At 73.7% G+C, this 25,887-nt stretch carries 28 protein-coding genes; 16 read left to right on the forward strand and 12 right to left on the reverse strand.

The window, feature by feature from the left end; all coding sequences use genetic code 11:
* The first annotated feature begins 127 nt into the window (after positions 1-127).
* The 9 genes from CFP65_RS30775 (at position 128) to CFP65_RS42230 (ending at position 7,274) form a co-directional block, all read left to right on the forward strand.
* Positions 128-610: a ricin-type beta-trefoil lectin domain protein gene (locus CFP65_RS30775; RefSeq protein WP_104819248.1), complete on the forward strand. Its 483-nt coding sequence runs from the start codon at positions 128-130 to the stop codon at positions 608-610.
* 243 nt (positions 611-853) lie between these two features.
* A complete protein-coding gene (locus tag CFP65_RS30780) occupies positions 854-1,198 on the forward strand; it encodes a hypothetical protein (RefSeq protein WP_104819249.1) in 345 nt (114 codons plus the stop codon).
* Positions 1,195-1,602 carry a hypothetical protein gene (locus CFP65_RS30785; RefSeq protein ID WP_104819250.1) on the forward strand — a complete coding sequence of 136 codons (408 nt, stop codon included), beginning with the start codon at positions 1,195-1,197 and terminating at the stop codon, positions 1,600-1,602. Before CFP65_RS30780 ends, CFP65_RS30785 begins: the two co-directional genes overlap by 4 nt.
* On the forward strand, positions 1,599-2,765 hold the full coding sequence (locus tag CFP65_RS30790; protein ID WP_254553161.1) for a zinc-binding dehydrogenase: 1,167 nt from the start codon (positions 1,599-1,601) through the stop codon (positions 2,763-2,765). The genes CFP65_RS30785 and CFP65_RS30790 overlap by 4 nt, the downstream gene beginning before the upstream one ends.
* Positions 2,762-3,511 (forward strand): cupin domain-containing protein, encoded by a 750-nt coding sequence (locus tag CFP65_RS30795; RefSeq protein ID WP_104819251.1) that lies wholly within the window; start codon positions 2,762-2,764, stop codon positions 3,509-3,511. Before CFP65_RS30790 ends, CFP65_RS30795 begins: the two co-directional genes overlap by 4 nt.
* Entirely contained in the window at positions 3,511-4,290 is a 780-nt protein-coding gene (locus CFP65_RS30800) for an SDR family oxidoreductase (RefSeq protein ID WP_104819252.1), read from the forward strand. Before CFP65_RS30795 ends, CFP65_RS30800 begins: the two co-directional genes overlap by 1 nt.
* Entirely contained in the window at positions 4,287-4,859 is a 573-nt protein-coding gene (locus tag CFP65_RS30805) for a VOC family protein (RefSeq protein ID WP_104819253.1), read from the forward strand. The genes CFP65_RS30800 and CFP65_RS30805 overlap by 4 nt, the downstream gene beginning before the upstream one ends.
* A gap of 3 nt (positions 4,860-4,862) precedes the next feature.
* Complete coding sequence (locus CFP65_RS30810) at positions 4,863-5,978, forward strand: NAD(P)-dependent alcohol dehydrogenase (protein ID WP_104819254.1); 1,116 nt, start codon at positions 4,863-4,865, stop codon at positions 5,976-5,978.
* A gap of 84 nt (positions 5,979-6,062) precedes the next feature.
* Entirely contained in the window at positions 6,063-7,274 is a 1,212-nt protein-coding gene (locus CFP65_RS42230; protein WP_104819255.1) for a TerD family protein, read from the forward strand.
* 20 nt (positions 7,275-7,294) lie between these two features.
* Here CFP65_RS42230 and CFP65_RS30820 read toward each other — a convergent pair whose 3' ends face one another.
* Positions 7,295-7,729 (reverse strand): nucleoside deaminase, encoded by a 435-nt coding sequence (locus CFP65_RS30820; RefSeq protein WP_104819256.1) that lies wholly within the window; start codon positions 7,727-7,729, stop codon positions 7,295-7,297.
* Positions 7,726-8,529 carry an LLM class flavin-dependent oxidoreductase gene (locus tag CFP65_RS30825; RefSeq protein ID WP_104821243.1) on the reverse strand — a complete coding sequence of 268 codons (804 nt, stop codon included), beginning with the start codon at positions 8,527-8,529 and terminating at the stop codon, positions 7,726-7,728. The genes CFP65_RS30820 and CFP65_RS30825 overlap by 4 nt, the downstream gene beginning before the upstream one ends.
* 105 nt (positions 8,530-8,634) lie before the next feature.
* Between CFP65_RS30825 and CFP65_RS30830 the strand changes: the two genes are divergently transcribed.
* Both CFP65_RS30830 and CFP65_RS30835 read left to right on the forward strand, forming a co-directional pair.
* Positions 8,635-9,081 (forward strand): Lrp/AsnC family transcriptional regulator, encoded by a 447-nt coding sequence (locus tag CFP65_RS30830; RefSeq protein ID WP_104819257.1) that lies wholly within the window; start codon positions 8,635-8,637, stop codon positions 9,079-9,081.
* A gap of 126 nt (positions 9,082-9,207) precedes the next feature.
* Positions 9,208-10,410, forward strand: coding sequence for a hypothetical protein (locus CFP65_RS30835; RefSeq protein WP_104819258.1), 1,203 nt, complete (start codon positions 9,208-9,210; stop codon positions 10,408-10,410).
* A 53-nt stretch (positions 10,411-10,463) separates the two neighbouring features.
* On the opposite strand, the gene CFP65_RS30840 is transcribed toward CFP65_RS30835, so the two are convergent.
* On the reverse strand, positions 10,464-11,321 hold the full coding sequence (locus tag CFP65_RS30840) for a hypothetical protein (RefSeq protein WP_104819259.1): 858 nt from the start codon (positions 11,319-11,321) through the stop codon (positions 10,464-10,466).
* A gap of 167 nt (positions 11,322-11,488) precedes the next feature.
* Between CFP65_RS30840 and CFP65_RS30845 the strand changes: the two genes are divergently transcribed.
* From CFP65_RS30845 to CFP65_RS30855, 3 genes are all read left to right on the forward strand, one after another.
* A complete protein-coding gene (locus CFP65_RS30845) occupies positions 11,489-12,175 on the forward strand; it encodes a response regulator transcription factor (protein ID WP_254552652.1) in 687 nt (228 codons plus the stop codon).
* A 106-nt stretch (positions 12,176-12,281) separates the two neighbouring features.
* Positions 12,282-14,390, forward strand: coding sequence for a sensor histidine kinase (locus CFP65_RS30850; protein ID WP_104819260.1), 2,109 nt, complete (start codon positions 12,282-12,284; stop codon positions 14,388-14,390).
* 140 nt (positions 14,391-14,530) lie between these two features.
* Complete coding sequence (locus CFP65_RS30855; RefSeq protein ID WP_104819261.1) at positions 14,531-14,779, forward strand: hypothetical protein; 249 nt, start codon at positions 14,531-14,533, stop codon at positions 14,777-14,779.
* A 70-nt stretch (positions 14,780-14,849) separates the two neighbouring features.
* On the opposite strand, the gene CFP65_RS30860 is transcribed toward CFP65_RS30855, so the two are convergent.
* The 4 genes from CFP65_RS30860 to CFP65_RS30875 form a co-directional block, all read right to left on the reverse strand.
* A complete protein-coding gene (locus CFP65_RS30860; protein ID WP_104819262.1) occupies positions 14,850-15,812 on the reverse strand; it encodes a C45 family autoproteolytic acyltransferase/hydolase in 963 nt (320 codons plus the stop codon).
* A gap of 118 nt (positions 15,813-15,930) precedes the next feature.
* Positions 15,931-17,772, reverse strand: a complete 1,842-nt coding sequence (locus CFP65_RS30865; RefSeq protein ID WP_104819263.1) for a multicopper oxidase family protein — start codon at positions 17,770-17,772, stop codon at positions 15,931-15,933.
* Between the two features lie 96 nt (positions 17,773-17,868).
* On the reverse strand, positions 17,869-19,578 hold the full coding sequence (locus tag CFP65_RS30870; RefSeq protein ID WP_104819264.1) for an acyl-CoA dehydrogenase: 1,710 nt from the start codon (positions 19,576-19,578) through the stop codon (positions 17,869-17,871).
* A 22-nt stretch (positions 19,579-19,600) separates the two neighbouring features.
* On the reverse strand, positions 19,601-20,143 hold the full coding sequence (locus CFP65_RS30875; protein WP_104819265.1) for a PadR family transcriptional regulator: 543 nt from the start codon (positions 20,141-20,143) through the stop codon (positions 19,601-19,603).
* Positions 20,144-20,313: 170 nt separating this feature from the next.
* On the opposite strand from CFP65_RS30875, the gene CFP65_RS30880 reads away from it, so the two are divergent.
* The gene (locus CFP65_RS30880) at positions 20,314-20,769 is read left to right on the forward strand and encodes an SPW repeat protein (RefSeq protein ID WP_104821245.1); all 456 of its coding nucleotides are present in this window, start codon (positions 20,314-20,316) and stop codon (positions 20,767-20,769) included.
* A gap of 45 nt (positions 20,770-20,814) precedes the next feature.
* On the opposite strand, the gene CFP65_RS30885 is transcribed toward CFP65_RS30880, so the two are convergent.
* From CFP65_RS30885 to CFP65_RS30905, 5 genes are all read right to left on the reverse strand, one after another.
* Entirely contained in the window at positions 20,815-22,218 is a 1,404-nt protein-coding gene (locus tag CFP65_RS30885) for an aspartate ammonia-lyase (RefSeq protein WP_254553163.1), read from the reverse strand.
* 76 nt (positions 22,219-22,294) lie between these two features.
* A complete protein-coding gene (locus CFP65_RS30890; RefSeq protein WP_104819267.1) occupies positions 22,295-22,573 on the reverse strand; it encodes a hypothetical protein in 279 nt (92 codons plus the stop codon).
* 96 nt (positions 22,574-22,669) lie between these two features.
* The gene (locus CFP65_RS30895) at positions 22,670-24,061 is read right to left on the reverse strand and encodes a DUF4190 domain-containing protein (protein WP_104819268.1); all 1,392 of its coding nucleotides are present in this window, start codon (positions 24,059-24,061) and stop codon (positions 22,670-22,672) included.
* Between the two features lie 121 nt (positions 24,062-24,182).
* Positions 24,183-24,548: a YrdB family protein gene (locus CFP65_RS30900; RefSeq protein WP_254552653.1), complete on the reverse strand. Its 366-nt coding sequence runs from the start codon at positions 24,546-24,548 to the stop codon at positions 24,183-24,185.
* Positions 24,549-24,655: 107 nt separating this feature from the next.
* Positions 24,656-25,360, reverse strand: a complete 705-nt coding sequence (locus tag CFP65_RS30905; RefSeq protein ID WP_104819270.1) for a carbon-nitrogen hydrolase family protein — start codon at positions 25,358-25,360, stop codon at positions 24,656-24,658.
* A 187-nt stretch (positions 25,361-25,547) separates the two neighbouring features.
* Here CFP65_RS30905 and CFP65_RS30910 point away from each other — a divergent pair, with 187 nt between their 5' ends.
* Positions 25,548-25,871 carry a hypothetical protein gene (locus CFP65_RS30910; protein ID WP_104819271.1) on the forward strand — a complete coding sequence of 108 codons (324 nt, stop codon included), beginning with the start codon at positions 25,548-25,550 and terminating at the stop codon, positions 25,869-25,871.
* Positions 25,872-25,887: the final 16 nt, after the last annotated feature.

Consider the following 25,887-nt stretch of genomic DNA (forward strand, 5'->3'; position numbering starts at 1 on the left):
GCCGTGTGCGGATGATCACTGCTACCAATTGCTGTGTACTCGAACCGAAATGCTCGGAGCGAGCCTCGAGTGCACCGATCGGCCGTGCCCGCATGGCACGGCCTACCAGTGAGAACGGAACCGCCCCATGGCAATCGCCCTCCGCAAGACGCTTGCCCTCGCCACCCTGGCGCTGACCGCTTCGCTCCTCCCCGCCGGTACGGCGGGCGCCGCCGCCCCGGCGGCCCAACCGGCCAAGCGCACACCCGGCCTCTACTGCCTCGCCAACGCCTGGAGCACCCCGAACGTCGGCACCAAGCCGTGCGACGGGGGCGACCAGGGCCAGCACTGGACCGTCACGGGCGAGCAGATCTCCCTCTCCGGCGCTCGGGCCTACTGTCTCGCCAACACCTGGGGCAAGCCCGACATCTCCACCAAGGGCTGCAACACCGGTGACCAGGGCCAGTACTGGAGCATCCAGGGCGACCAGATCCACCTGACCTTCGCCCCCGCCTACTGCCTCGCCAACACCTGGAACACCCAGAACGTCTCCACCAAGCCCTGCGACTCCGCCGACAAGGGCCAGCACTGGGTGGTCTTCGGCGACCAGATCAGCCTGGGCCAGGCCTGACCGACCCCTCGGTGCCCGTGGCGGCTGCAGCCGCCACGGGCACCGCTGTCGTACCGGGGGCCTTCCCGTCCCGGGCCGCCCGTCCTGACGTGCTCCTGAAGGCACTCCCGAACCGGCCCGGGACCGGGGCGGGAAGGCCGGGCCCGGGGTGGGACGGGAAGACGGGACCGGGTGCCCGTGTGGCCGGGACAGCGGGCGGGTGAGAGTCGAGGACAGAACGGAGTACAGCGAGGAGCACCCGAGATGTCCAGCACTGCGATCACCGCCCTGCACCGGGGCCGCGCCGTCGACCCCGGGCAGGTGCTCACCGGCCCGCTGCGTGGGGTCGGGCTCTCCTGGCTGGAGCCGGGGGAGAGCATCCTGCTCGAGGCCGACGAGGTCGAGCACGCCGTGTACGTCACCGCCGGCAGTGGCCTGGCCGCTGCGGAGGGTGACGGGGAGGGCCCGGACGAGGAGGTCGAGGTACCGCTCGCCGAGGGCACCGCGCTGACCCTGCCGCTGGGCGGCGAGGTCACCATCGTGGCCGGGGAGGCGGGGCTGGAGTACTTCCACGCCGTCCTGGCCGTGTCGCGAGGAGGCATCCGATGATCGTCACCACCGCAGGAGCGGCCGCCATGGTGGTCATGGGCCGGGGCAGCGAGCGGACCCGCGTCCGCTGCCTGGCCCGCCGCGACCTGCTGCACAGCGAGTGCGAGGCCTTCGAACACGTCCGGCTCAGCCCCGGCGGCTCGCACCGCCGGAGCGGTCGCCGGGCCACCGAGACCGCCTGGTACGTGCTGCGCGGCCCGGTGCTCGCCGTCCAGGGCCCGGACCCGGTGCAGCACCTCGCCGACACCGGCGACCTGCTGCTGATCGGCCGGGGCCAGGACCTCGACCTGGCGGCCGGCCCGCTCGGAGCCGAGCTGCTCTGCCTGACCATCGGCGCCGAACCCGCCCTCCCGGTCCTCACGGCCGCCCGGCGGGCCCGCCCCCGGCGGACGGACCGGCCGTGACCACCGCGGCCCAGGCCGGCCCGAAGGTGCCCGCGCAGGCGGGCACCATGGCGGCGCTGCGGATCGAGGGGCCGCACCGGGTCGCGCTGGCCCGGGTGCCGCGCCCGGAGCCCGGCCCGGGCAGTGTGCTGGTGCGCACCGCCCTGGTGGGCCTCTGCGGCACCGACCTGGAGCTGCTGCACGGCACCGCCTCGTACCTGCGGGACGGGCGGGCGGGCTACCCCGTGGTGTTCGGCCACGAGTGGACCGGCACCGTGGTCAGCCCCGGCCACGAACTCGCCGTCGGCGAACGCGTGGTGGGCCACACCATGCTGCACTGCGGCTACTGCCGGATGTGCCTGCGCGGGCGCCGCACGCTCTGCGAACGGCTCCGCGAGGTCGGCCTCTACGGCCAGCAGGGCGCCGCCGCCGAGTACGTGGTGATGCCCGAGGGTTCGCTCAGCCGGGTGCCGGACGGGGTCACCGACCGGGCCGCGGCGCTCACCGAGCCCGCCGTGACGGTGGTCGGCGGCCTGGAGCTGGCCCGCTGCGGGCTGGCCGACCGGGTGGCCGTGATCGGCACCGGCACGATCGGCCTGCTCGCCGTCCAACTCGCCGCCCGTACCGCCGGATCGGTGGACGCGATCGGGATCGACCCGGCCGGTCTGGAGCTGGCCCGTCGGTGCGGGGCCCGGCGCGGGCTCACCCCCGAGCTGGCCGGCCGCACCGGGCTCGGCCGCTACTCCCTGGTGGTGGAGGCCAGCGGCGCGGCCAGCGCCTTCCGGCTGGGCCTCGACCTGCTGGAGCCGGGCGGCCGGCTGACCGTGATCGGGGTGGCCGGCGCCCCCGCCGAGGGCTTCGCCCCGGGCGAGTTGGCGCTGCGCGGCCTGGAGGTGATCGGCGTGCGGCACGGCCTCGACTACTACGACCGCACCCTGCGGCTCTACCAGGACGGCGTCCTGGACGCCGACCCGCTGATCGCCGCCGTGCTCCCCGCCGCCGAGGGCCCCCGTGCCTTCGAGCTGCTGGCGAACGGGCGCAGCGGCCCCCCGAAGCTGCTGCTCGACTTCTCCGACTCGGCCGACCGTGGCCGAGCTGACGGTGACCGGGCCGACCGCAACCAGGCCGACCGCAACCAGGCCGACCATGACCCGGCCGACCACGACCGAGGAGGCTCCCGATGATCCTGGTACCCGCCGCGATACCCGAACGAGCGCCGTGCTTCCGGCGGTTGATCGACCTGCAGCTCTTCCCGCAGGCCCTGGGCGGCGTCACGGTGGAGGCCGTGCACGCCGGGACGCGGGCCGAGGAGTCGACCGGGGCCGAGGCCGTGACGGTGCTGCTGACCGGCCGGGCCGGCTGGCCCGGCGGTGAACTCCGGCCCGGCCACGGGCTCTACCACCCGGCGGGCACCCGGTACGGGATCAGCGTGGGCCGCTCGCCGGCCGTGCTGCTCACCGTGCACGCCCGTCCGGAGCCGGGGCCGCGCTGTGTCCTGCCCGCCGCGCGCAGCGAGGACGGGCACGGCGAGCACGGGGGGAGCGTGCCGCTGGCCCGGCGGCGCGAGCGGGGTGAACTCCGGCGGGCCGGTGGCTTCGAGGGGATGGCCGTGCACTGGCTGGCCACCACCGGCACCGTCGGTTCCCGCCGACTGGCCGTGGCCACCTCCACCTTCGTGCCCGGCGGCACCCACCACCTGCACCGGCACCCGGCGGCGGACGAGTTCTTCCTCGTGCTGCTCGGCGGCGGCGACCACCTCACCGAGAACGGGCGGGTGCGGCTCGGCCAGGGCGACTTGGCGTACGTGCCGGCGGGGGAGTGGCACGGCTTCCGGACCAGGCGCGGGGTCACCACGGTGGCGCTGTACGGGTACCTGGGCGCGGGGAGCCTGGCCGGGGCCGGGTACCAGGTGCGCGAGGAGGCCGCCTGATGGCCGCGATCGTGACCGGGGGCAGCTCGGGGATCGGCCGGGCGGTGGTGCTGGCCCTGGCGGCGGCCGGGCACCAGGTGGCCGTGGGGTACCGGAGCGACCGGGCGGGGGCCGTGCGGACGGCCGAACTGGCCGGTCAGGGGCTGGTGTTCGCGCTGGACCTGGCGGACCCGGCCGGCGCCGCGGCGGCCGTGGGGCGGGCGGCCGAGCGGTTGGGGCAGGTGGACGTGCTGGTCAACTGTGCGGGGGTGAACCGGCGTTCGCCGGTGCTGACGGAGACGCTGGCCGAGTGGCAGCGGATCCTCACCGTCGACCTGACCGGCCCGTTCGCCTGCGCCCAGGAGGCGGCCCGCCGGATGGTGGCGCTCGGGCGGGGCGGCCGGATCGTCAACGTCACCTCGGTGCACGAGTACGTGCCGATCCTCGGCGGGGCCTCCTACTGCGCGGCCAAGGGCGGGCTCGGCGAGCTGACCAAGGTGATGGCGCTCGAACTGGCGCCGTACGGCATCACGGTCAACGCGGTGAGCCCCGGCGAGACGGCCACCCCGATGAACGGCGTGCCGGACGGGCAGGACGCCGCCGAGTACCCCCGCCCCGAGATCCCGCTCGGCCGGCCCGGCCGGGCGGCCGAAGTGGCCGCAGCCGTGGCCCACTTGGCCGCACCCGAGGCGGCCTACACCACCGGCGTGACGCTCACCGTGGACGGCGGGCTCAGCCTGACGGCCGCGCTGGCCAACCAGCGCTACGCCGCGATCACCGAGAACGGAGACCCGCGATGACCGGCCATTCCCCCCAGCGCGGCATACCGGGTGCCCTCGCCGTGCACCATGTCGCCTACACCGTGCCGGATCTGGACCAGGCGGTGGAGTTCTTCACCACCGTGCTCGGCGCCCGGTTGCTCTACCGGATCGGACCGGTGGCGGACGCCGAGGGCGACTGGATGACCCGCCAACTCGGCGTCGACCGGGCCGCCTCCGCGCAGATCGCGATGCTGCGGCTCGGCCCGGTGACCAATCTGGAGCTGTTCGAGTACACCGCTCCCGACCAGCGCCGCACGCTGCCGCGCAACAGCGACTGGGGCGGCCACCACCTGGCCATCGCGGTGGCGGACGTGGACGCGGCGGTGGCCTACCTGCGGGCGCAGCCGGGCGTGGAGGTGCTCGGCGAACCGCAGACCATCACCGACGGCGGCCCGATCGACGGCGACCGCTGGGTCTACTTCCGCGCGCCCTGGGGCCTCCAGCTGGAGGTGCTGCGGATGCCGCCCGGCATGCCGTACGAGCGGGCCACCGAGGCCCGGCTGTACGCCCCGGACGGGCCCTGGAGCACACCGGGCGAAGGGAGTTGAGCGATGAACCTGGCGACGCAAGCGGCCGTGGTCCGCACCCCGGGCGGCCCGTTCGAGCTGGAGCAGGTCTGGCTGGACGTGCCCAAGGCGGACGAGGTGCTGGTGCGGATCGAGGCGGTGGGCATCTGCCACACCGACCTGAGCGTCCGAGCCGGGCGCACCCCCGGGCCGCTGCCCGCCGTGCTGGGGCACGAGGGCAGCGGGGTGGTCGAGGCGGTCGGCCCGGCGGTGACCCGGGTGCGGCCCGGGCAGCGGGTGGTGCTCACCTTCGCCTCCTGCGGCGGCTGCCCGCCCTGCCGGGAGGGCAGCCCGGTGCGCTGCGAGCACTGGCCGGCCCTCAACCTCTACGGCGGCGCCCGGCTGGACGGCAGCGCCACCCTCTGGGCCGCCGACGGATCGCCGCTGCACGGTCACTTCTTCGGCCAGTCCTCCTTCGCCGGCCATGCGTTGGCGAGCGAGCGGAACGCCGTCCCGGTGCCGGACGGACTGCCGCCCGAGCTGCTCGCCCCGCTCGGCTGCGGGGTGCAGACCGGGGCCGGTGCCGTGCTCAACGTGCTGCGGCCCGGGCCGGGCGAGACGCTGGTGGTCTTCGGCGCGGGCGGGGTCGGCCTGGCCGCTGTGCTGGCCGCCCGGCTGACCGCCGCCACCCGGATCCTGGTGGTCGACCTGCTGCCCGCCCGGCTCGCGCTCGCGCTGGAGCTGGGCGCCACCGAGGTGATCGACGCCGGGGCCGAGGATGCGGTGACCACCGTCCGGCGGCTGACCGGCGGCAGGGGGGCCGAGCACGCGCTGGAGACCACGGGCAGTGTGCGGGCGCTGCGGCAGGCGGTGGAGTGCCTGGCCGTCGGCGGCGCCTGCGGGGTGGTCGGCGCCCCGCCCGCCGGGACGGAGGTGGCCCTGGACGTGCCCGCGCTGCTCGGCCGGGCGCCCCGGATCCTCGGCATCAACCAGGGCGCGGCCCGGCCGGCCCGCTTCCTGCCCGCGCTGGCCGAACTGGTCCGGTCCGGGCGGCTGCCGGTGGAGCGGCTGGTGCGGTGCTACCCCTTCGCCGAGATCGAGCGCGCGGCCGAGGCGGCCCGCTCCGGAGAGGTGGTCAAGCCGGTGCTGGTTCTCACCTGATCGAGCGATCCTGACCAGGGAACCTATCGGGCTCGGCCGCGCGTTGGTCAGCTTGCGACAACGGATGATCACTTCGGAGGAGAGATGGGCGCGATCCTTTCCCGTGGCGGGAACGCATCGCTCGGCAAGGAGGCCCCCGGGGCCGCCGCCGTCACGGTGGCACTGGGCTGGCAGGCCGGGCCCGGCCTCGACCTGGACGCCTCGGCGCTGCTGTGCGACGCGGCCGGCCAGGTGGTCTCCGACCGGCACTTCGTCTTCTTCAACAACCTGCGCAGCCCCGACGGTTCGGTCACCCACGCGGGCGGCAAGGCCACCGGTACGGACCGGGAGCGGATAGCGGTCGCGCTCGGCGCCGTGCCGGCCGCCGTGGAGAAGATCGTCTTCGTGGTGGCGATCTACGAGGCCGAGCAGCGCCGCCAGAGCTTCGGCCAGGTCGGCGGCGCCTACATCCGCCTGCTCGACGCGGCCGACGACCGCGAGGTGTTCCGCTACGACCTCGCCGAGGGCACGGCCGGCGAGACGGCGATGCTCTTCGGCGAGCTCTACCGCCACGGCGCCGACTGGAAGTTCCGCGCCGTCGGCCAGGGCTACGCCACCGGCCTGCGCGGCATCGCCACCGACTTCGGCGTGGACGTGGGCGGCCCGGCCACCCCGGCCGCGCCGCCCGCCACCCCACCGGCCGCCGACCCGTACGCGGCGCACCCGGCCCCGTCGGCCCCAGCCGCCGCAGCGGGAGCGCGGCCGGCCGCACCTCCGTCGCCGCCGGCCGCACCCCCGCAGTCCTTCACCCCGCCGCCGCAGCCCCTCGGGCAGCCGCAGCCGCAGCCGCAGTCGCAGTCCTTCCCCGCCCCCATCCCGAGCAGCCTGCCCGTACCCCAGGAGAGCCCCGTGACCTGCTTCTTCGACCCCTCGCACGGCCCGGGCACGGCGGTCGCGCTCTGGTCCCCGCAGTGGGGCGTGCCGCGGCAGATCCAGTCCTGCCCGGCCTGCGCCCAGCGCGTCCAGACCACCGCCCCGCCGTTCTACACCCCGCAGCAGGGTTACCCCCAGGCCGGTTACCCCCAGCAGGGTTACCCGCAGCAGGGGGGTTACCCCCAGGGCGGCGGCTACCCGCAGCAGGGCTACCCCCAGCAGTACCAGCCGGAGGTGCACCAGCCGCAGCAGCAGCGCCGCGGCTACGGCACCGGCGCGCTGATCGGCGCCGGCGCGGCCGGCCTGGTCGGCGGTGCGCTGCTCAACGAGGTGTTCAGCGACGACGAGCCCGACGTCAACATCGTCAACGTCTACGAGGAGTAGGCCGAGGAGCGGCCCCCGCGTCAGCGGGCGTAGTAGGTCTCGATCGGCACCCGGGCCTCCGCGAGGAGGGCCGGGCCCTCGGCCGGCACCGGCGGCCACTGGCCGGAGGGCGGGTTGAGCTCGACCAGCTGCTCGGTGGCGAGGGCGTAGACCACCCGGCCGAGGCCGGAGCGGAGGATGGCGCCCTCGCACATGCCGCAGGGCTGGCAGCTGGTGTACATGGTGGTGCGGGCGGCCACCTCGGGGCTGAGGTGGCGGGCCGCCCAGCGGGCCAGCTTGAGCTCGGGGTGGGCGGTGATGTCTTCGTCCCGGCGGACGGTGTTGTGCTCCTCGGCAAGCACGGTGCCGTCCTCGGCCGCGAGCAGCGAGCCGTACGGGGCGTCGCCGAGGGTGATCGCGCGGGCCGCGAGGCCGATCGCGCGGCGCAGCAGGGCCTCGTCGGCAGGGGTGGTCATGCGTGCCTCCAGTAGGTGGCCACGGTGGTGAGGGCCCGCCAGGCGTCCTGGGGGCGGCGGGTCTCGGCCGGATCGCCGTGGTAGGGGTCGAGCACGACGGCCTCGGCGCCGAGCTCGCGCAGGGCGCGGAGGTCCTCGATCACCTGCTCCACCGTACCGACCCCGGCGAGCCGTTCGGGGTCGTGCACCGGCGCGTCGGTGAGTCGCAGCGCGATCCGGGGTGCCAGGCCGGGCAGGTCCTGGCCGGCCAGGGCGGAGCGCAGCCAGGGCAGGGTGACCCGCAGCGGGTGCCAGGCGTCGCCGAAGGCGAGGGTGCGGCGCAGGCCGGCGGCGCTGTTGCCGCCGATCCAGAGCGGCACAAAGACGCCCTCCTCCTGCCAGGCGGTGCGCAGCGCGGCCAGCGCCTGGTCGGTGCGGCGCCCGCGCTCGGCGTACGGCACCCCGAGGGCGGCGAACTCCTGCCGCGCCCAGCCCACCCCGACCCCCAACACCAGCCGCCCTTCGCTGAGTTGGTGCAGGTTGGTGGCCATCCGCGCGGTGAGCAGCGGGTGCCGGTAGGGCAGGATCAGCACGGTGGTGCCGAGCCGCACCCGGCTGGTCTGCCCGGCCAGCCAGGAGAGCGTGGTGAACGGCTCGTAGAACGGCGCCGGGTACCGCTCGGCCACGTCCTCGGTGATCGCCACGTGGTCGGAGACCATCAGCAGGTCGAAGCCGAGGCCCTCCACCAGCTGCGCCCATTCGCGCAGCACGCCGGGGTCGGTGCCGGGGCCGAAGTTCGGTACGTTGACGCCTAGTTGCATGCGTTGGTGCATGTCACGAGGCTAGCTCGAAGATCACTTCCGGCGGAACGGACTTCTCCCGGCAGAAGGGGCTTCTGACCGCCGAATTCCAGGTAGCATCGCGCCATGGCCGTGAATCTCGACGAAGTCGACTGGGCGATCCTGGAACAGCTCCAGCAGGACGGCCGCATCTCGCTCAGCGAGCTGGGCCGCCGGGTCAACCTCAGCCCCTCCGCCACCACCGAGCGGGTTCGCCAGCTGGAGACCCAGGGGGTGATCACCGGCTTCCGGGCCGTGGTCGACCTGGAGAAGGTGGGGTACCCGGTGCTGGCCGTGGTCCGGCTCAAGTACCCCGGCAACCGGCACCAGCCGCTGCGTGACCTGCTCGGCGAGCGCCGGGAGATCCTGGAGTGCCTGCGCACCACCGGCGACGACTGCTACACCCTCAAGGTGGCGGCCACCTCGATGGGCCACCTGGAGCAGCTGATGGACGAGCTGGCCGGTTTCGGCTCCACCACCACCAGCGTGGTCTACAACCAGACTCTCCCGTTCCGCGGCCCGGTGCGCCCCTGAGGCATCAACCACCTTCGCATGCAGTCGAGTTGGGGATACCCTACGGAGTTGCCGACCCTCGCCGAGGGCCGGCGTCTCAGCGACGGCATGACGGGGGAAGTCATCAACACACGCCTGAGAACCTTGGTGAGCGCTGCCCTGCTCGCCTTCACCCTGCTCCTGGCCTACGGCTTCGGGGCCGACGGCGCCCTGGCGGAGAGCGGTGGCCACCAGCTCAAGGCCACCGTGGCCACCACCGGTTCGTCCTACACGCCGATCACCCCGACCCGGGTGCTCGACACCCGGAGCGATCACGGGGCGGCGGTGCCGCCGGGCGACACGGTCGTGCTCCGGCTGGCCGGGCGGTACGGCCTGCCGGAGCACGGGTTGACGGCGGTGACCTTGAACGTGACGGTCACCCAGCCCACCGCCCCGGGCTACCTGACGGTCTACCCGACCGGGGTGCCGATGCCGGTGGTCTCCAGCCTCAACTGGACGGCCGGCCAGACGGTGCCGAATCAGGTCACCGTCCAGGTGGTGGACGGGTCGGTCAGCCTCCACAACGGGAGCCAGGGCACCGCGCACCTGGTGGTGGACCTGCTCGGCTCCTACGCCGAGACCGGCAACGGCTACCACGCGGACGCGCCGAAGCGGCTCCTGGACACCCGGACCGGCCTGTTCGCGGAGCAGCGGCCGGTGCCGCCGGGCGGCTCGATCGACCTCCGGCTGCTAGGGGTGCCGAGCAGCCCGCCCGAGGTGATGACGGCCGTGACGCTCAACGTGACGGTCACCCGGCCCACCGCCCCGGGCTACCTGACGGTCTACCCGACCGGAGTGCCCAGGCCGCTGGCCTCGAACCTCAACTGGACGCCCGGGCAGACGGTGGCGAACCTGGTCACCGTCCCGGTCAAGGACGACCGGATCACCTTCTACAACGGCAGCTCGGGCACCGTGCAGGTGGTGGCCGACCTGGCGGGGCACTTCGCCGAGACCGGGCTGCGCTACTACCCGGTGACGCCCCAGCGGCTGATCGACACCCGTGGCCGCTTCGGCCACGGCCCGCTGGTGCCCGGGGCCCGGTTCTTCTACAGCGGGCAGTGGTTCGACGGTCTGCCGGCGGCCCGGGTGCTGAACGTCACCGTCACCCAGCCCACCGCCCCGGGCTACCTGACGGCCTTCGGCCAGGGTGACGTGCCGCCGCCCGTCTCCAGCCTCAACTGGTCGGCCGGGCAGACCGTGGCCAACGGCGCGGTCACCACGATCGACGGCTACAACGAGATCGGCTTCTACAACGGCAGCCAGGGCTCGACGCACCTGGTGGTCGACCTCTTCGGCTCCTACGCCTACTGATCGGCGGTCAGGGAACCTACTGATCGGCGGTCAGGAAACCTGCTGATCGGCGGTCAGGAGTGGCGGAAGCCCTCCAGGGAGACGGTGTACTCCCCGGTCGCGGGGTGGTGGCGGAGGCAGTACCGGTCGGGGTACCAACCGGGCCGCTGCCACCCCGCCGGCCGTTTGACGGCGGTGCAGTCGGTGGCGGGGGAACGGAGTTCCGCGACGGTGATCATCGGCTCCAGGAAGGTGATCGCGCCGCCGTAGGCACCGTAGATGAAGGTGCGGGTGAACGGGCCGCCGCGCCACTCGGGGCCGGCCGGGTCGACCAGGTGGTTGCCCATCGCGGGCTCGACCAGGTGGCGGTCCTCGTAACCCGGCGGCAGGTACTCGGGCGGGACGGGCTCGGTCGCGGTCGCCTGGTCGGCGCAGTCGACCAGGACCTGGCAGGGGCCCGGGCGGATGGCGTCCCGTTCGGCCTTGGCCTGCAGGTAGAAGTGCACGTCGAAGTGCGCCCAGTCGTAGACCATCGGCGGCCCGTGGCCCAGCGGGTTCCAGTTGAGCAGCAGCCAGGAGTACGGCGCCGGTGCGCCCGGCGGCAGGTCCAGGACGTGCTCGTGGCCGTCCGAGCACTCGTGCACCGGGTCGATCCGGCCGTCGCCGTCCAGGTCGTAGCAGTGGTGGCCGTCGTTGGCCACGGTGGGCAGGTGGTCGAGCGCACCGGGGGTCAGCGCGAGGCCGAGGGCCAGCGGGCGCTCGCCGTCCCAGACGGCGTAGCTGCGCGCCGCGCCCGCGCCGAGCGCGACGGCCGGCCCGTACGAGACGCAGGCCGCGCGGGGGCAGGCGGCGGCCGGGGTGACGGGCGCGGCGAGGGCCAGCCCCGTGAGGGTGAGCGCGCCCAGCAGGGGGATGGTGCGTCGACCGCTCACGGCCGCTCCTCTCACGCGCCGGTGCGGCGCCGAAACCCCGCCCACCAGGTGCTGAACCTCCGCCCGCCCGCTGCCGGAGCCCTGCCGACGCGACACTGAGCCCCCGGCGGCGGCCGGTCCAGCATGTCACGGAAAGTCATACTGCGCTCACTGGTAGTGTCGGCCGGGTGGATGAGCAGCTGCGGGATGGGCAAGGCACGGCGGGGCCGGTTCGGGTACTGATCGTCGACGATCACCCCCTGTTCCGGGAGGGGCTGAAGGCGGCGCTGGAGAGCGCCGAGGGGGTGAGCGTGGTGGGGGAGGCCGAGACGGTGGCCGTCGTCGCGGAGGCGGTGGCGCAGAGCCGGCCCGACGTGGTGGTGATGGACCTGACGCTGCCGGACGGTTCGGGGCTGGACGCCACCCGGCGGATGGCCGAGCAGGGGCCGGCGGCGCCGCCGGTGCTGATGCTGACCATGGCGGACGACGACGGCAGCCTGCTGGCCGCGCTGCAGGCGGGCGCCCGGGGCTACCTGGTCAAGGGGGCCGGGCGGGACGAGGTGCTGCACGCGGTGCGGACGGTCGCCGCCGGCGGGGCGGTGTTCGGGGCCGAGATCGCCGGGCGGATCACCGCGCTGCTGGCCGGCACCAAGCTGCGCGAGGCCGGGCAGCTCTTCCCCTCGCTGACGGCCCGCGAGGCGGAGGTGCTGGCGCTGGTCGCCCGGGGCTTCGACAACCACCGGATCGCCCGCGAGCTGGTGGTGGCCGAGAAGACCGTGCGCAACCACGTGACCCACATCTTCGAGAAGCTGCACGTGGCCACCCGCGCCGAGGCGGTGGCCCGGGCCCGCGACATGGGCCTCGGCGAGGAGTGAACCCCGGCGCCGCGGGGGCGGCGGCAGGACGGGACTCCAGGCCCTCGCCCCTGGGACGGCGGGCGCAGCAGCATGGCGTCCACAGCCCGGCCACAGGAGGGTCCCCATGAGCCAGACCGCGCCGTTCCGCGAGTCCGTCGCCACCCCGAGCGGGCGGGCGGCGCCCGTCCTGCGACAGCGGCTGGCCCTGGCCGCCTGCGGGTTGACCCAGCTGAGCGGGTTGGCCTGGGCGGTGATGGCGCTCTCCCACCCGCACGCCGAGGTGAGCTTCTTCTACACGTACTTCGGCGGGCTGCTCGCGCTGGCGATGTGCTTCTCGCTGGTCGGCGCCTCGCTGGTGATCCGCCGCAAGGCGGCCGGGCTCGGCGTGGTCTTCCTGGTCGACGGCCTGCTGGAGGCCGTCACCCTGGCGGCCACCCTTGGGGCAGCGCTGACCGGGGCCGACGGCCTGGTGCTGGACGTGCTCACGGCGGTGGCGGTGGTCTTCTGGATCGCCAACAACTTCCTGATGATGGCCCTGCCGCTCTGGCTGCCCGACGGCCGGCTGCCGGGCGGCCTGCTCGGGCGGGGCCTGGTCGCGCTGACCGGGCTGGCCGCCGTGCTGCTCGGGTACTTCACGGCGGCCGGGTACCCGATCTGGTTCGTGGTGGACAACCCGCTGGCCCACGGGGTCTGGGGCGAGCTGGAGGACGGCCTGACCCACCTGCTCGGCGATCCGCACGCCACCGTGCAGATGGCCCAGCACGTGTTCGTGGCCTTCATGGCCGTCAACCTGCTGGTGGCCGTCCTGCGCTGGCGCCGCTCCACCGGCCCGCACCCGGGGATGGCCGGGGTGCTGGTCGCCTACCTGCTCTGGGCCACCGCCATCACCCTGCCGTACTACCTGGGCGTGGACGGCTGGCCGCTGGACGTGCTGACCATCCTCGGCCCGGTGCTGGTGGTGCCGCTGCTGGTGCAGGGGTACCTGCGGGACCGCTCGCTGCCGCTGGACCGCTCCACGCTGCGCTGGCTCGGCGCGTACACCTGCAGCGCGCTGCTCCACCTGCTGGCGGTGGCGCTGGTCTACGTGGTGCACGAGCTGCTGCCGGGGGTGCACTGGGGCGGCTCGGTCTGGTGGTGGAGCGTGCTCGGGGCGCTCGCGGCCGGGGCGCTGCTGCGGCCCGGGGCCGAGCGGGTGGTGCGCGCGGTGGACCGGTACTTCTACGGCGACCGCGCGCAGCCGTACCACGTGGCCCGCGGCCTGGCCGAGCAGCTGCGCCGCACCGTCGACCCGGCCGACGCGCCCCGGCTGCTCTGCGAGACGGTGGTCGGCTCGCTCGGCATGCCCGCCGCCGCCGTGCGGGTGGAGGGCCGGGGCGGTCGGCGCGAGCTGGCGGCGCTCGGGCCGGTGGACCGGGTGGCGGTGGTGCCGGGGGAGAGCTTCCCGCTCAGCTACGAGGGCACCGCGATAGGAGAGCTCTGGGTCAGCCCGCGGGCCGGGCAGAACGCCCTCGACCCGCAGGACCGCGAGGTGCTGCAACTGCTCGCCGACCAGGCCTCGCCGGCGATCGCCTCGCTGCGCCTGTACGAGGACCTCCAGGCCAGCCGCAAGCAGCTGGTGCTGGCCCGGGAGGAGGAGCGACGCCGGCTGCGCCACGACCTGCACGACGGGCTGGGCCCGGCGCTCTCGGGCCTGCGGCTCCAGGTGGACGCGGCCCGGGCCGGGCTGTCCGGGCCCGCCGGGCAGACCCTCGCCTCCGCCTCGGCAGGCATCGGGCTGGCCATCACCGAGCTGCGCCGGATCACCGACGGGCTGGCCCCGGCCGCGCTGGGCAGCGAGGGCCTGGGCGGGGCGCTGCGCCAGCTGGCCGAGCGGCTGAACGCCAGCTCGGTGCGGATCGCGCTGGACCTCGCCCCCGACCCGCTGCCGCCGCTGCCCGCCGCCGTGGAGGTGGCGGTCTACCGGATCAGCGGCGAGGCGCTCAACAACGTGGTGCGGCACTCGGGCGCCACCGACGTGCGGCTGGTGGTCCGGGTGGACGAGCAGGACGTCACGGTGGAGGCCCAGGACAACGGCGCCGGCTTCCCCGGCCACACCGACGGCGCGGGGGTGGGCCTGCGCTCGATGGCCGAGCGGGCCGAGGAGCTGGGCGGCAGCTTCAGCGCCGCCAACGACCTCAAGGGCGCGGTGGTCCGCGCCGTCTTCCCCCGGCCGAACGCCCTGCAGGAGGGCTGAGCCGACGGTCCCGCGCGGGCGGGCTGAGCCGATGGTCCCGCGCCGGAAGTCGGGACTCCGGGCTCATGTGGCCGGGACGGTACCGGGTCGATAGTCGATACATCGAGCAGTCGACACCTCGGAACCAAGGAGGAGACGAGATGGCCGCGATATCAGCCCGCAAGGGCGCGGTGGTGGCCGGCGCACTGGCCGTCGCCGGTGCGGCGGTGACCTGGGTGCGCACCCGCCTCGGGGCGAACTGCCTGGTGGCGGAGCCCGCGGGCACCAGCGTCCCGCCGCCGCCGACGCAGGGGTTCGCGGAGCCGCCCGGCACCAGCGTCCCCCCGCCGCCCAAACACGGAGCGGTCCAGCCGATGGGGACCAGCGTGCCCCCGCCGCCCCACCACTGACCCGCACTGGAAGCCCACCCGTCCCGAGGCCGGAGCCGCCGCTCCGGCCTCGGCCTCGTCCTGCCTGGGGTCAGAGCCCGACCCGGACGGTGCGGCTGCCGGGGCGGAAGCGAGCGAAGGACTGGTGCCAGGCGTCCTGCGGCCAGAGGTAGGAGACGCTGCCCTCGGCCGGGCGGTAGGCGGCGGTGTAGAGGGTGCCGAAGCCCTGGTCGTACTGGGTGCGGTAGAGCGGCCGGCGGGCCAGCGCGGCCAGCACGGTGGCCACCGGATCGTCCCCCGGCTCGGCCCGGGCGGCGCGCAGCGCGGTGAGCCGGGCCCTGGTCTGGGTGAACCGCTCGGTGGCCTCGTTGACCCGGCCGTGCTGGTGGTTGGTGGTGCAGATCTCGGCCACCGGGGTGGCCGGGATGTCCGGGCCGATGTGCACGGTGAGCGCCTGCTCGCCGTCGACCAGGGTGAGGTTCTGCACGGTGGCGGCGGGCAGCCGCTCCAGTGCCTTGACCGCCTCGGCCACGCTCGCGCAGGTCTCCAACAGGTAGCGGACGATCATCATCACGCTGAACCCGCGCCCGTGCTCGGTGCGCCCGCCGAAGGTCAGCGAGACGGCCAGCCCGGCGTCGTTCATGCCGTCCAACAGGCCCCAGAGCAGCTCGGACATGCCGATCACCGGCCGCAGGAAGGTGCTGGAGAGGACCGTCCGGCAGGCGTAGCGCGGGTCGAAGTCGTAGGTGCGCAGCAGCTGGCCGGCCACGGCGGTCTGCGAGCAGTTGGCGAAGAACGGTCTCAGCCCGGTGTGGGTGAGCAGTTCGGCCCCGCCGGGCCGGTCCAGCTGTTCGGCCAACCGGTCGAGCTGGGGCAGGAGTTCGGGCATGTGCCGGGCGAAGAGCGCCCGGCCGGCGGCGGCTCCGGCCGGGGTGCGGGATTCGGCGGCGAGCCAGCGCTCGGCCTCGGGCCAGCGGGCCTGGGCGGTGGCCGCCCAGCGGCCGTCCGTGCCGTCTCCGGCCTCGACGGCGTGGAACTCCAGTTCGGCAAGCACGGTGGTACGGCCCCCTCCGACGGCGATGGCGAATGCCGCGCAGCCTACGGCCCAGGTGACCGGATTTTCCAATCACCCAGGCCAGTTGACGGTACGTCAGGACATGGCCGCCCGGCCGTCACATACCGCCGGTCGCCATCCCGCCCATCCCATCCATCCCGCCCATGCCGCCCGTGCCGCCGGTCAGGTCGAGCACGGCGCCCGGGGTGACGGTGAAGGGCCGCATCATGCCGTCGTCCTCGTGGTCGAGGATGTGGCAGTGGTACATGAACTTGCCGGTCGCTCCGGTGAACTGGCCCGCGATCCGGACGAGTTCACCCGGTGACACCTTGATCACGTCCTTCCAGCCCTGGTCGGCGGGCGGGATCGGGGTCTCGGTGCCCCAGGTGACCGGCGAGCCGATCGGGGTGCCGCCGCCCTGGAAGGAGGAGACGTCGCAGACAGCTCGGGTCAGCTCCTGGAAGCGGATCAGGTGCAGGTGCACCGGGTGCAGCGCCACGCTCAGGTTGACGAAGGTCCACTGCTCCCAGGAGTCCTGCCGCACCCGGAAGTCGAGCCGGTCGTCGAAGTCGGCCGCCACCCGGCGGTAGGTCCGCACCGGCTGACCGGCCTGCTGGATCTGCACGTAGCCGTCCACCGTGGTTCCGGCGGGCGGGAGTTCGGCGTCCGGCACCGGCTCCATCTCCCAGAGCTGGAAGACCCCGGCGGTCGAGCGGCCCAGGGCCACCACGCGGTGCTCGTGCTCGGGCAGGGTGTCGTGGGAGAGGCGCCGGTAGCTCGGCGAGAGCACCGGGGGCAGGGTGAAGGGGTCAGGTTCGGGCTCCGGGGTGGCGCTCACCCGGAACTCCAGCACCTCCGGGTCGGGCAGCCGGTTGGCCGGGTCGGGCACCCCGACCGGGTCGGTGTCGCCGATCGGCTGGCCGTCGTAGGGCTGCGGGGCGGAGTTGACCAGCCGCAGCCGGCGGCCGGCCAGCGCGCGGAAGTCGATCAGGAGGTCGGCCCGTTCGGCGGCGGCCAAGGTCAGCCCCTGGGCCGGGAGTTCGGCCGGGGCGCCGAGCAGGCCGCCGTCGGTGCCGATCTGCCGGCAGATGCCGGGCACCCGCTGGTTCTCCTCGTCCACCAGGTGCAGCCGGAAGGCCCGCGAGCTGGAGGCGTTCAGCACCCGGAACCGGTACCAGCGGGCCCGCACCTCCAGGTGCGGCCAGATCGCGCCGTTGACCAGGGTGTACCGCCCGGCGAAGGGCAGCGGGCCGACGGTCTTGAAGAGCAGCTGCCCGGTCAGCGCGCCGTCGGCGTCGGTGGCCAGATTGCGGTCGCAGAGCACCAGCGGCACCTCGAACTCGTCGGCGGGCAGCCCGAGCGCGTCCTCCTCCTCGTCCCGGACGAGGTAGAGGCCGGCCAGCCCGGCGTTGACGTTCAGCCGGGTGATGCCCATCGCGTGGTCGTGGTACCAGAGTGCGGTGGCCGCCTGGTCGTTCGGGTACTCGGCGAGCTGCGACTCACCGGTGAGCACCCCGTTGTCCGTCCAGCCGTCGTGCCCGCCGCCGGTCACCCCACCGTGCAGGTGGGTGACCGTCCAGGCGGGCAGCGCGGCGGCCTTGGCGTCGACCAGCGTGGGGTCCAGGCCGGGGGAGTTCTCGGCCGGCGGCTGGGCGATGGCGGCCAGCCGGCCCACCTGGGCCGGGTACGGGGTGCTGAGCTGGTTCTGCCAGGCCACCCGCAGCCGCTGCCCGCGCCGCACCTCGATGGTGGGCCCGGGGAAGCTGCCCTCGTAGGTCCAGAGCGGGGTGGGCGGCAGCTCGGAGTGCAGCCGCTGCTCGGCGGGCAGCAGCCGCACCGTCAGCTCGGTGCCCGGCCGGAGCACCGGCGGTACGGGCAGCGGATCGGCGAACTTGGTCAGCTCGGTGGTGACAGCGGTGACGGTGGTGACAGCGGTGGCGGTCGGGGCAGGTGCGGTCATGGCGGGTGACTTCCTGGGCGGTGGTTGTTGCCACCGCCCAGCGTCACGGGCCCGGTGTCCCGGCCGCATGAGGCACCGGCCCCGGAGTGCTACGCCTTACGGCTGCATCTCGTACGCGCCGGAGAGCGCCTCGACCTTCGCCCAGACCCGCGCGGTGCGCTCGGCGTCGGCGACGGGGCGGCGCACCTGGGAGAGGGCCCAGGCGGCCTGCTCCTCGGTGGTGGAGGTCTTGCCGTGCAGCTCGGTGGCGTGGGCGGAGAAGTCGCGGACCAGGAAGTCGAAGATCTGGTCCAGGGTGTCCGCGTCCAGGCCGGTCAGCTCGGCCTGCTCGAGCACCAGCTGGCCGTAGACCACCAGGGCGAAGAGCTGGCCGATCTCCAGCAGGAAGTCCAGGTCGGCCTGCTGGGCCTCGCTCGGGGCGTGGGTGAGCAGCAGGGCGCAGAGGCCGTCGGCCTGCTCGCGGAAGCGGGCCACGTTGGCCAGCGAGGCGTGCTTGTCGTAGGCGGTGCGCCAGTCGTGGAAGCGGATCGCGCCCAGGCCGCGGGCGGGGCCCTGCTGGAAGAGGAAGGCGTCGTCGGCCGCGTCCAGGCGGGTCGGCACCGGCGCGTACTCGGCCGGGGCGAACAGGTAGTTGGCCATGAACTTGAGGATCAGCGCCAGGTTGACGTGGACGGTGCCCTCCAGCTTCGGCAGGCCGCGGATGTCGCGGGCGGCCTTGTCGAAGTAGGTGTCCGCCTCGAAGCCCTTGGCCGCGATGACGTCCCACATGAGGTCGATGACCTTCTCGCCCTCGGTGGTGACCTTCATCTTGGTCATCGGGTTGAAGAGCAGGTAGCGGCGGTCCTCGGGGGAGGCGGTGCGGAAGTAGTCCACGGCGCGGTCGCTGAACAGCTTCATCGCGATCAGGCGGGCGTAGGCGTCGGTCAACTCCCGGCGCACGTGCGGGAAGTCGGTGACCTTCTGGCCGTAGAGCTCGCGGTTGTGGGCGTGCGTGATCGCCTCGTACATCGCGTGCTCGCAGATGCCGATCGAGGCGGTGCAGAGGTTGAACTTGCCGACGTTGACGGTGTTCAGCGCGGCGGAGAAGGCCTCCTTGCCGGTGTGCAGCACGTCCTCGGCCCGGACGGGGTACTCCTCCAGGCGGAACTCGCTGACGTACATCTGCGCGTTCACCACGTTCTTCACCAGGTGGTACGCCTCGTGGCGGCTGTCGGCGGCGAAGAAGACGTAGCCCTCGGGGCCCTCCACGTCGGAGCGGCGGCCGAAGACGGAGACCAGGCCGGCCACGTTGCCGTTGCCGATGTAGTACTTGGAGCCGGTGGCGGTGAAGCCGCCGTTGCCGTCCGGGGTGAGGATCATGTCGGTGGAGTAGATGTCGGCGCCGTGGCTGCGCTCGGAGAGACCGAAGGCCATCACGTGACCCTCCGTCAGGAGCTGGGCCGCGCGGGCCCGGACGGCCTCGTTCTCGCTCTGCCAGACCGGGCCGAGGCCCAGGATGGTGACCTGCCAGGTGTACCAGTAGCCCAGGCCGTAGAAGCCGAGGATCTCGTTCAGCTCGGCGATCCGCGCGGTGTCCCAGCGCTTGGACTCGTCGCCCGCGGCGTCGGCGCTCGGGGTCAGGAAGGCGGCGAACAGGCCCTCCTTGGCGGCGAATTCGAGGAAGTCCCCGTACCAGGCGCGGTCGATGTAGGTGTCGATCAGCGCCTTCTTGCCGCGCGTCTCGAACCAGTCGACGGTGGCGCGCAGCAGCCGGCGGGTCGGCTCGTCGAACTGCTGCGGGTCGTAGTTGCGCGGGTTGAAGAGCAACGGAACTCCTGGTCCTAGAAGGTCACTTGGCGAGCTTGTGCAGGGTGGCGAGGACGTCGTCCAGCCAGGCGAGGGTCATCCGCTCGTACTCGATGCCGCCGCGGAGCACCACGTGCTGGAGCTCGGCGGCCGGGGTGAGCGCGGTGAGGTCGGGGAAGTCGCGCTGCTCGCCGCTCAGGTAGCGGGCGAGCAGGGCCGCGTGGCCCGCGCGGTGGCGCTCGACCTCGGGGATCAGCGCGGCCGGGTCGTCGAAGGCGGCGGCCCGGATCCGGACGGCCAGCTCGTGCCGGACGGTCTCCGGCTCGACCGGCTCGCGGAGCCAGCCGGCCAGCGCGACCCGCCCGGGCTCGGCGGCCCGGTACACCTTCTTGTCGGGTCGGCCGTCCTGGGCCACCTCCTCGGCGGCGATCCAGCCGTCGGTCTCCATCCGGCGCAGCACCCGGTAGATCTGCTGGTGGGTGGCGGTCCAGAACCGGCCGATCGAGCGGTCGAAGCGACGCGCCAGCTCGTACCCGGAGCCCGGCTGTTCGAGCAGGGAGACGAGGATCGCGTGTTCGAGGGCCATGAGGGCATCTTGCTATGCACCGAGTTGCATAAGCAACGGGGTGCACCCGCAGTGAGACGGTGGTCACGCGGGGGAGAAACGTGACAGAACGGGACGAACTGTTAGATCTGCGTAAAAATGGGTAATGAGCATGCGCCTGCCATGGATCGGAAATCGAGGAGGTGGTCCTGGTGTCGACCCAGCTTCCGATGAGCATGGAGCATCACCCGGACATCGTGGCTCTGCGGGAACAGTACGAACGGGCGTCCGTGACGCCGAGGGCCCAGGCCGTCGAGGCACTGGCCGTGGTCGCCGGGCTCTTCCTCGCCGTCTCGCCCTGGGTGGTCGGGTACAGCGCGGCCTTCTCGGCGCTGAGCGTCTGCAATCTGATCCTCGGCCTGGCCTTCGCCGGCCTGATGGGCGGCTACGGCACGGCCTTCGAGCGCACCCACGCCCGCGCCTGGGCCTGCGCCCTGATCGGCGCCTGGACGGTCATCGCCCCGTGGGCGATCAACGGCGGCGCGCACGTCCGCCGGACGATCCTGACCAACTGCATCACCGGCGGCCTGATGCTCTGCCTGGCGCTGGCCGCGGCCGGGATGGCCACCTCGATGATCACCACCCGCCGGGCCAGGTCCGGCGGCTGACTCCCAGAGGAGGGTGCGGCCCGGGCGGGCCGCACCCTCCGGGCGTCACGGGTGGGTCATCCGCAGCACGTCCAGCGCCTCGTCGAGCTGGGCCTCGCTGAGCAGCCCGCGCTCCAGGTAGCCCCGCTCGACCACCACCTGCCGGATGGTCTTGCGCTCGGCCAGGGCCTGCTTGGCCGTTTTGGCGGCCTCCTCGTAGCCGATGTAGCGGTTGAGCGGGGTGACCACGGAGGGGGAGGACTCGGCGTACTCGCGGGCCCGCTCGACGTTGGCCGTCAGGCCCTCGATCGTGCGGTCGGCCAGCAGCCGGGTGCTGGTGGTGAGCAGCCGCACCGACTCCAGCACGTTCCGCGCGATCAGCGGCAGCATCACGTTCAGCTCGAAGTTGCCGCTCGCGCCGGCCAGGGTGACGGCCGCGTCGTTGCCCACCACCTGGGCCGAGACCATCAGCACCACCTCGGGCAGCACCGGGTTGACCTTGCCCGGCATGATCGAGGAGCCCGGCTGGAGATCCGGCAGGTTGAGCTCGCCGAGGCCGGTGCGCGGGCCGGAGCCCATCCAGCGCAGATCATTGGCGATCTTGGTGAGGCCGACCGCGACGGTGCGCAGCTGACCGCTCAGCTCCACCAGCCCGTCCCGGGCGCCCTGGGCCTCGAAGTGGTCCCGGGCCTCCGTCAGCGGCAGGCCGGTGGCCCCCGCCAGCTCGGCGATCACGGCCGCCGAGAAGCCCGCCGGGGTGTTGATCCCGGTGCCCACCGCGGTGCCGCCCAGCGGCAGCTCCGCCACCCGGGGCAGGGTGGCGCGCAGCCGCTCCACCCCGTACCGGACCTGCGCCGCGTATCCGCCGAACTCCTGGCCCAGCGTCACCGGGGTGGCGTCCATCAGGTGGGTGCGGCCCGACTTCACCACCTCGCGCCACTCGGCCGACTTGGCGGCCAGCGCCGCCGCCAGGTGCTCCAGCGCCGGGATGAGCTCGCCGGTGACGGCGGCGGTGGCCGCGATGTGGATCGAGGACGGGAACACGTCGTTCGAGGACTGGCTCGCGTTGACGTGGTCGTTGGGGTGCACGGGGCGGCCGAGCCGCTCGCTCGCCAGGGTGGCGATCACCTCGTTGGCGTTCATGTTCGAGGAGGTGCCCGAGCCGGTCTGGAACACGTCCACCGGGAAGTGGTCGTCCCAGCGCCCCTCGGCCACCTCCTCGGCCGCCGCCCGCACGGCCTCGGCCGTCTCGGCGTCGAGCACCCCGAGCCGCCCGTTCACCACCGCCGCGGCGGCCTTGATCCGGGCCAGGGCGGCGATGTGCGAGCGCTCCAGACGCAGGCCGGACACCGGGAAGTTCGCCACCGCCCGCTGGGTCTGCGCCTGCCACTTCGCCCCGGCGGGCACCCGCACCTCGCCCATCGAGTCGTGCTCGACCCGGTACTCCTGCTCGTCACCCATGGCACCCATGACACTCATGACGCGACCACCTCCTGCTCCCCAGCAGCCGCGTCCGCGTCGGGGCTATTCCCGGCCCGTCACACCGTCAGCCGTTCGGCTGCCCGAACGCACTCGGCCGGGCCCGGCGGAACAGCAGGAAGGCGGAGGCGGCGGTGTCGACCTGGTCGAAGTCCAGCTTGTCGAGCGCCCACCCCAGCGCCTCGACCGTCTCGATCAGCTCCGCCACGGCCGGCAGCGAGCCCGACTCCCGGGCCTCGAAGGTGCCCTTGTTGAGCCGGCAGACGAAGACCCGCCGACCGTCCGCGAGCGCCTCCTTCGCCTGCAGGGCAATCGCGGAGACCTCTTTGCTCTTGTACCAACCCATCGCCGTACCCCCGTCGGGAAACCGGCCGCCCGGTCGGCGGCCGTGCCGCCCAGCAGGCTAGCGGCCGCGATCCGGAGGTTCGCGAGCAGGGCGGGCTCAGATGACCTTGGTCGAGTCGTCCGGGGTGGAGCCGTCGGAGCCGTCGGAGCCGCCGTGGGAGACGGACGGGAGGCCGAGGGCGGTGCGGAGCTTGTCGGTGAGGGCGTCGTCCGGGTAGGCGTAGCCCTTGTGGATCTCGGCGGCCAGCACGGCGGTGTCGGTGGAGCGGGCCGCGGCCTGCCAGTGCGCCTGGCCGCGCTTGAGGTCGGCGATCAGGGCGGCCACGGCCGGGGCGGCCTCGCTGCTCCAGGTGGTGCCGTTGAGCGCGGTGACCTCCTGGTCGACGGCCTGGTCCATCTGGCCGGCCCAGACCCGGTAGTCCGCCGGGTGGTCGGTCGCCTTGCCGGCGGGCGCGGCGTCGTAGGCCACGTTCAGCGCCTGGGCCGCGTTGAGGTAGACGATCTGCGGGCTGGTGTACTCGCTGCTGTTCTTGCGCACGGAACCGGAGCTCGGGTGGTCGCCGGTGACGAAGAAGCAGGTGGCCAGGTGCGAGGAGGAGGACCGCCAGGCCGCCGTGTCCGGGTAGAAGAAGTGCACCTTGACCTCGGCGGGCAGGGCGTCCCGGTCCAGCACGTACGTGGAGGAGTCGCTCAGGCAGGCCCGCTCGGCGCCCTTGACGATCTCGTCCTTGGCGGGGGAGGCGCCGAGGCCGGTGATGGCGGGCCGGCCGAAGACCTCGGCGTCGTGCATCTCCTCGCAGGGCACCACGGTGACGGTGTGCTGGTCCGCGCGGTCCTCGGAGTCGCGGTTGAAGCAGCTGCCGGTGGATACGTCGAAGACGCTCACGTGGCCGTCGGTCGGCCGGTACGAGTCGAAGGAGCCGGCCGGGTGCCGGGAGCCGACCGTGAGGCCGAAGATGACGGCGGCCACCAGGACGACCGGCCAGAGCGAGCCCGCCACGATGCCGGTGATGGCCATGCCCCGGCCCTTCTGGTTGCGGGCCTTGATCTGGCGCAGGGCGACCGCGCCCAGGATGATCCCGAGCAGCCAGAGGAAGCAGAACGCGCCCAGGACGCCGGTGATCGCCGCGGCGACGGCCAGGCCGTTGGTCTCGGTGGGCGGACCGGGCGGCGGCCCCCAGCCGGCCGGGCCCTGCGGCCAGCCGGCCGGCGGCGGCCCCCACGGCCCGACCGGCTGCCCGCCCTGCGGCGGGTAGGGCTGGTACGGCGGCGGGACGGCGTCGTAGGGCGAGGCGGGAGTGGGGGGAGCGGCCGGAGCCGGCGGTGTGTCGCTGGGAGCGGCCCAGGGATCGGCGGGGGCCGCAGCCGCGGCGGGCTTCTCGAAGGAGACCTGGGGAGCGGGCTTTTCGAAGGAGACCGGCGCCGGGGGGACGATCGGCCCCGACGATATGGGCTCGTCCGGCTGGCTCGGCTCGTCGACCGGTGACATGTGAGTTCCCCTCCAGGGTGCCTGCCCCACCTCACACGGCTGTTCGGTGGCCGCGCGACTCTAACCGAAAGCGGCCGGAGCGCGCCTCACCGTTTCGTCGTCGTCCCGCCCGCCCGTGCGGTCAGAACCGCTGGTTGACCAGGGCCTGCCGGTCCTTGGTGGCCACGGTGGTGTTGACCAGGGCGACGATGCCGAAGACGATCGCCAGGGTGTGCCGGTCGATCGCCCAGAGCGCGACGGTGGCGGCGGCGAAGACCAGGAACTTCACCAGCAGGACGTAGGGCAGCGAGACCTGGATCCGGGCCTTGGGTGCCGCGAAGGTGCCCCAGAGCACGGCCGCCAGCAGGGGCGCGCCCAGCCCTAGCAGGAGGTGGACGCCGATGTTGCTGCCGGTGCTGAAGCCCCACCAGCAGAGCGCGGCCAGGGCGGCCACTTCGATGATGAAGGCGAGGCCCTCGTTGAAGACGTGCAGCGGCTGTGGGAGCACGGGGCACCTTCCGGCGGGTACGAGTCCAGCTGTCAGACCCATGGTTCCCGTCGGGGGCCCCGTGACACCACTGATTTGTGCGGGGTTGACGGACCGTCAGGTACGGGTCAGATGGTGTGCCGCAGGATCGCGCCGGTCTCTGGGCCGGCCTGGGTGACCAGCGCGCCGCCGGGGGCCCAGAAGCCGGAGCCGCCGCTGGTGGCCGGGTACTCGCCGCTGGGGCCGGCGGTGTTGACCATCAGCCCCCACACGCCGTGCTCGGCGGCTGCCGAGGCCACGTGGCTGTCGCGGCGCTGGACGGCCACCTCGTCGTCCCCGTACAGCGTGCTGCCGAGGTAGGCGTCGATGCCGAGGGCGGCGGTCTTGGCGGCGTGCTCGGGGAAGGAGACGTCGGCGCAGATGGCCAGGCCGATCCGGCGGCCGTCCAGCTCCAGCACGTTGGGCTGCGCGCCCGGGACGAAGCGGTCGTTCTCCAGGCCGTGCAGGTGCATCTTGCGGTGCACGACGGAGACCTCCGAGCCGTCGAAGGCGAGCAGCGCGAGCGCCTCGGTGCCGTCCGGCTCGGCCAGGGCCACGCAGACCAGCGCCACGCTGCCGGTCTCGCGGCAGGCCTCGGTGATCGGCGCCAGCCGCTCGTCGTCCAGGGCGACGGCCGGGGCGGTGAGGTCGTAGCCGGTCAGCGACAGCTCGGGGAAGACCACCAGCCGGGCCTCGGCCGCGCGGATCAGCCGGGCGTGCTCGGCGACGTTGGCGGGGAGGTCGAGGTCGACGCAGGCGGGCTGGGCGAGGGCGACGGTCAGCTGTCCGGGCACGGGGGCGACTCCATGGCTGAGCACCGGGGGTCGTCAGGGGCTGGGTGAGAGCCCGGTCGCGGCCACCGGCGGGGACGGTCTGGATTGATCACCAACCTATCCGGCGCCGTTCGGGCGGGGCAAGGGGATTCGGACGGGGTGAGCGGGCACCATGGACGGGCGGGGCCCGAGGAGGACGGAGAGTGGGATGACGGAACCGGTCGACGCGGCGGGCCGCTACGAGGAGATCGCCGAGGAGTTGGCCCCGCGCGGGGCGCGGCGCTCGCAGATGTTCGGGATGCCCTGTCTGAAGGACCAGGCGGGCAAGGCCTTCGCCGGGCTGCACCAGGGCGAGCTGGTCTGCCGGTTGGGGCGCGACACCCCGGCCTTCGCCGAGGCGATGCGGCTGCCGGGGGCGCACCTCTTCGACCCGGCCGGCGGACGCCCGATGAAGGACTGGGTCTGCGTGCCGGCGGCCTCCGCGGGCCACTGGGACAACCTGGCGGAGGCCGCACTGCTGGCCAAACGGTGAGCCGGACCGAACCGGC

Origin of the sequence: Kitasatospora sp. MMS16-BH015, assembly GCF_002943525.1 — a bacterium.
Classification (GTDB): domain Bacteria; phylum Actinomycetota; class Actinomycetes; order Streptomycetales; family Streptomycetaceae; genus Kitasatospora.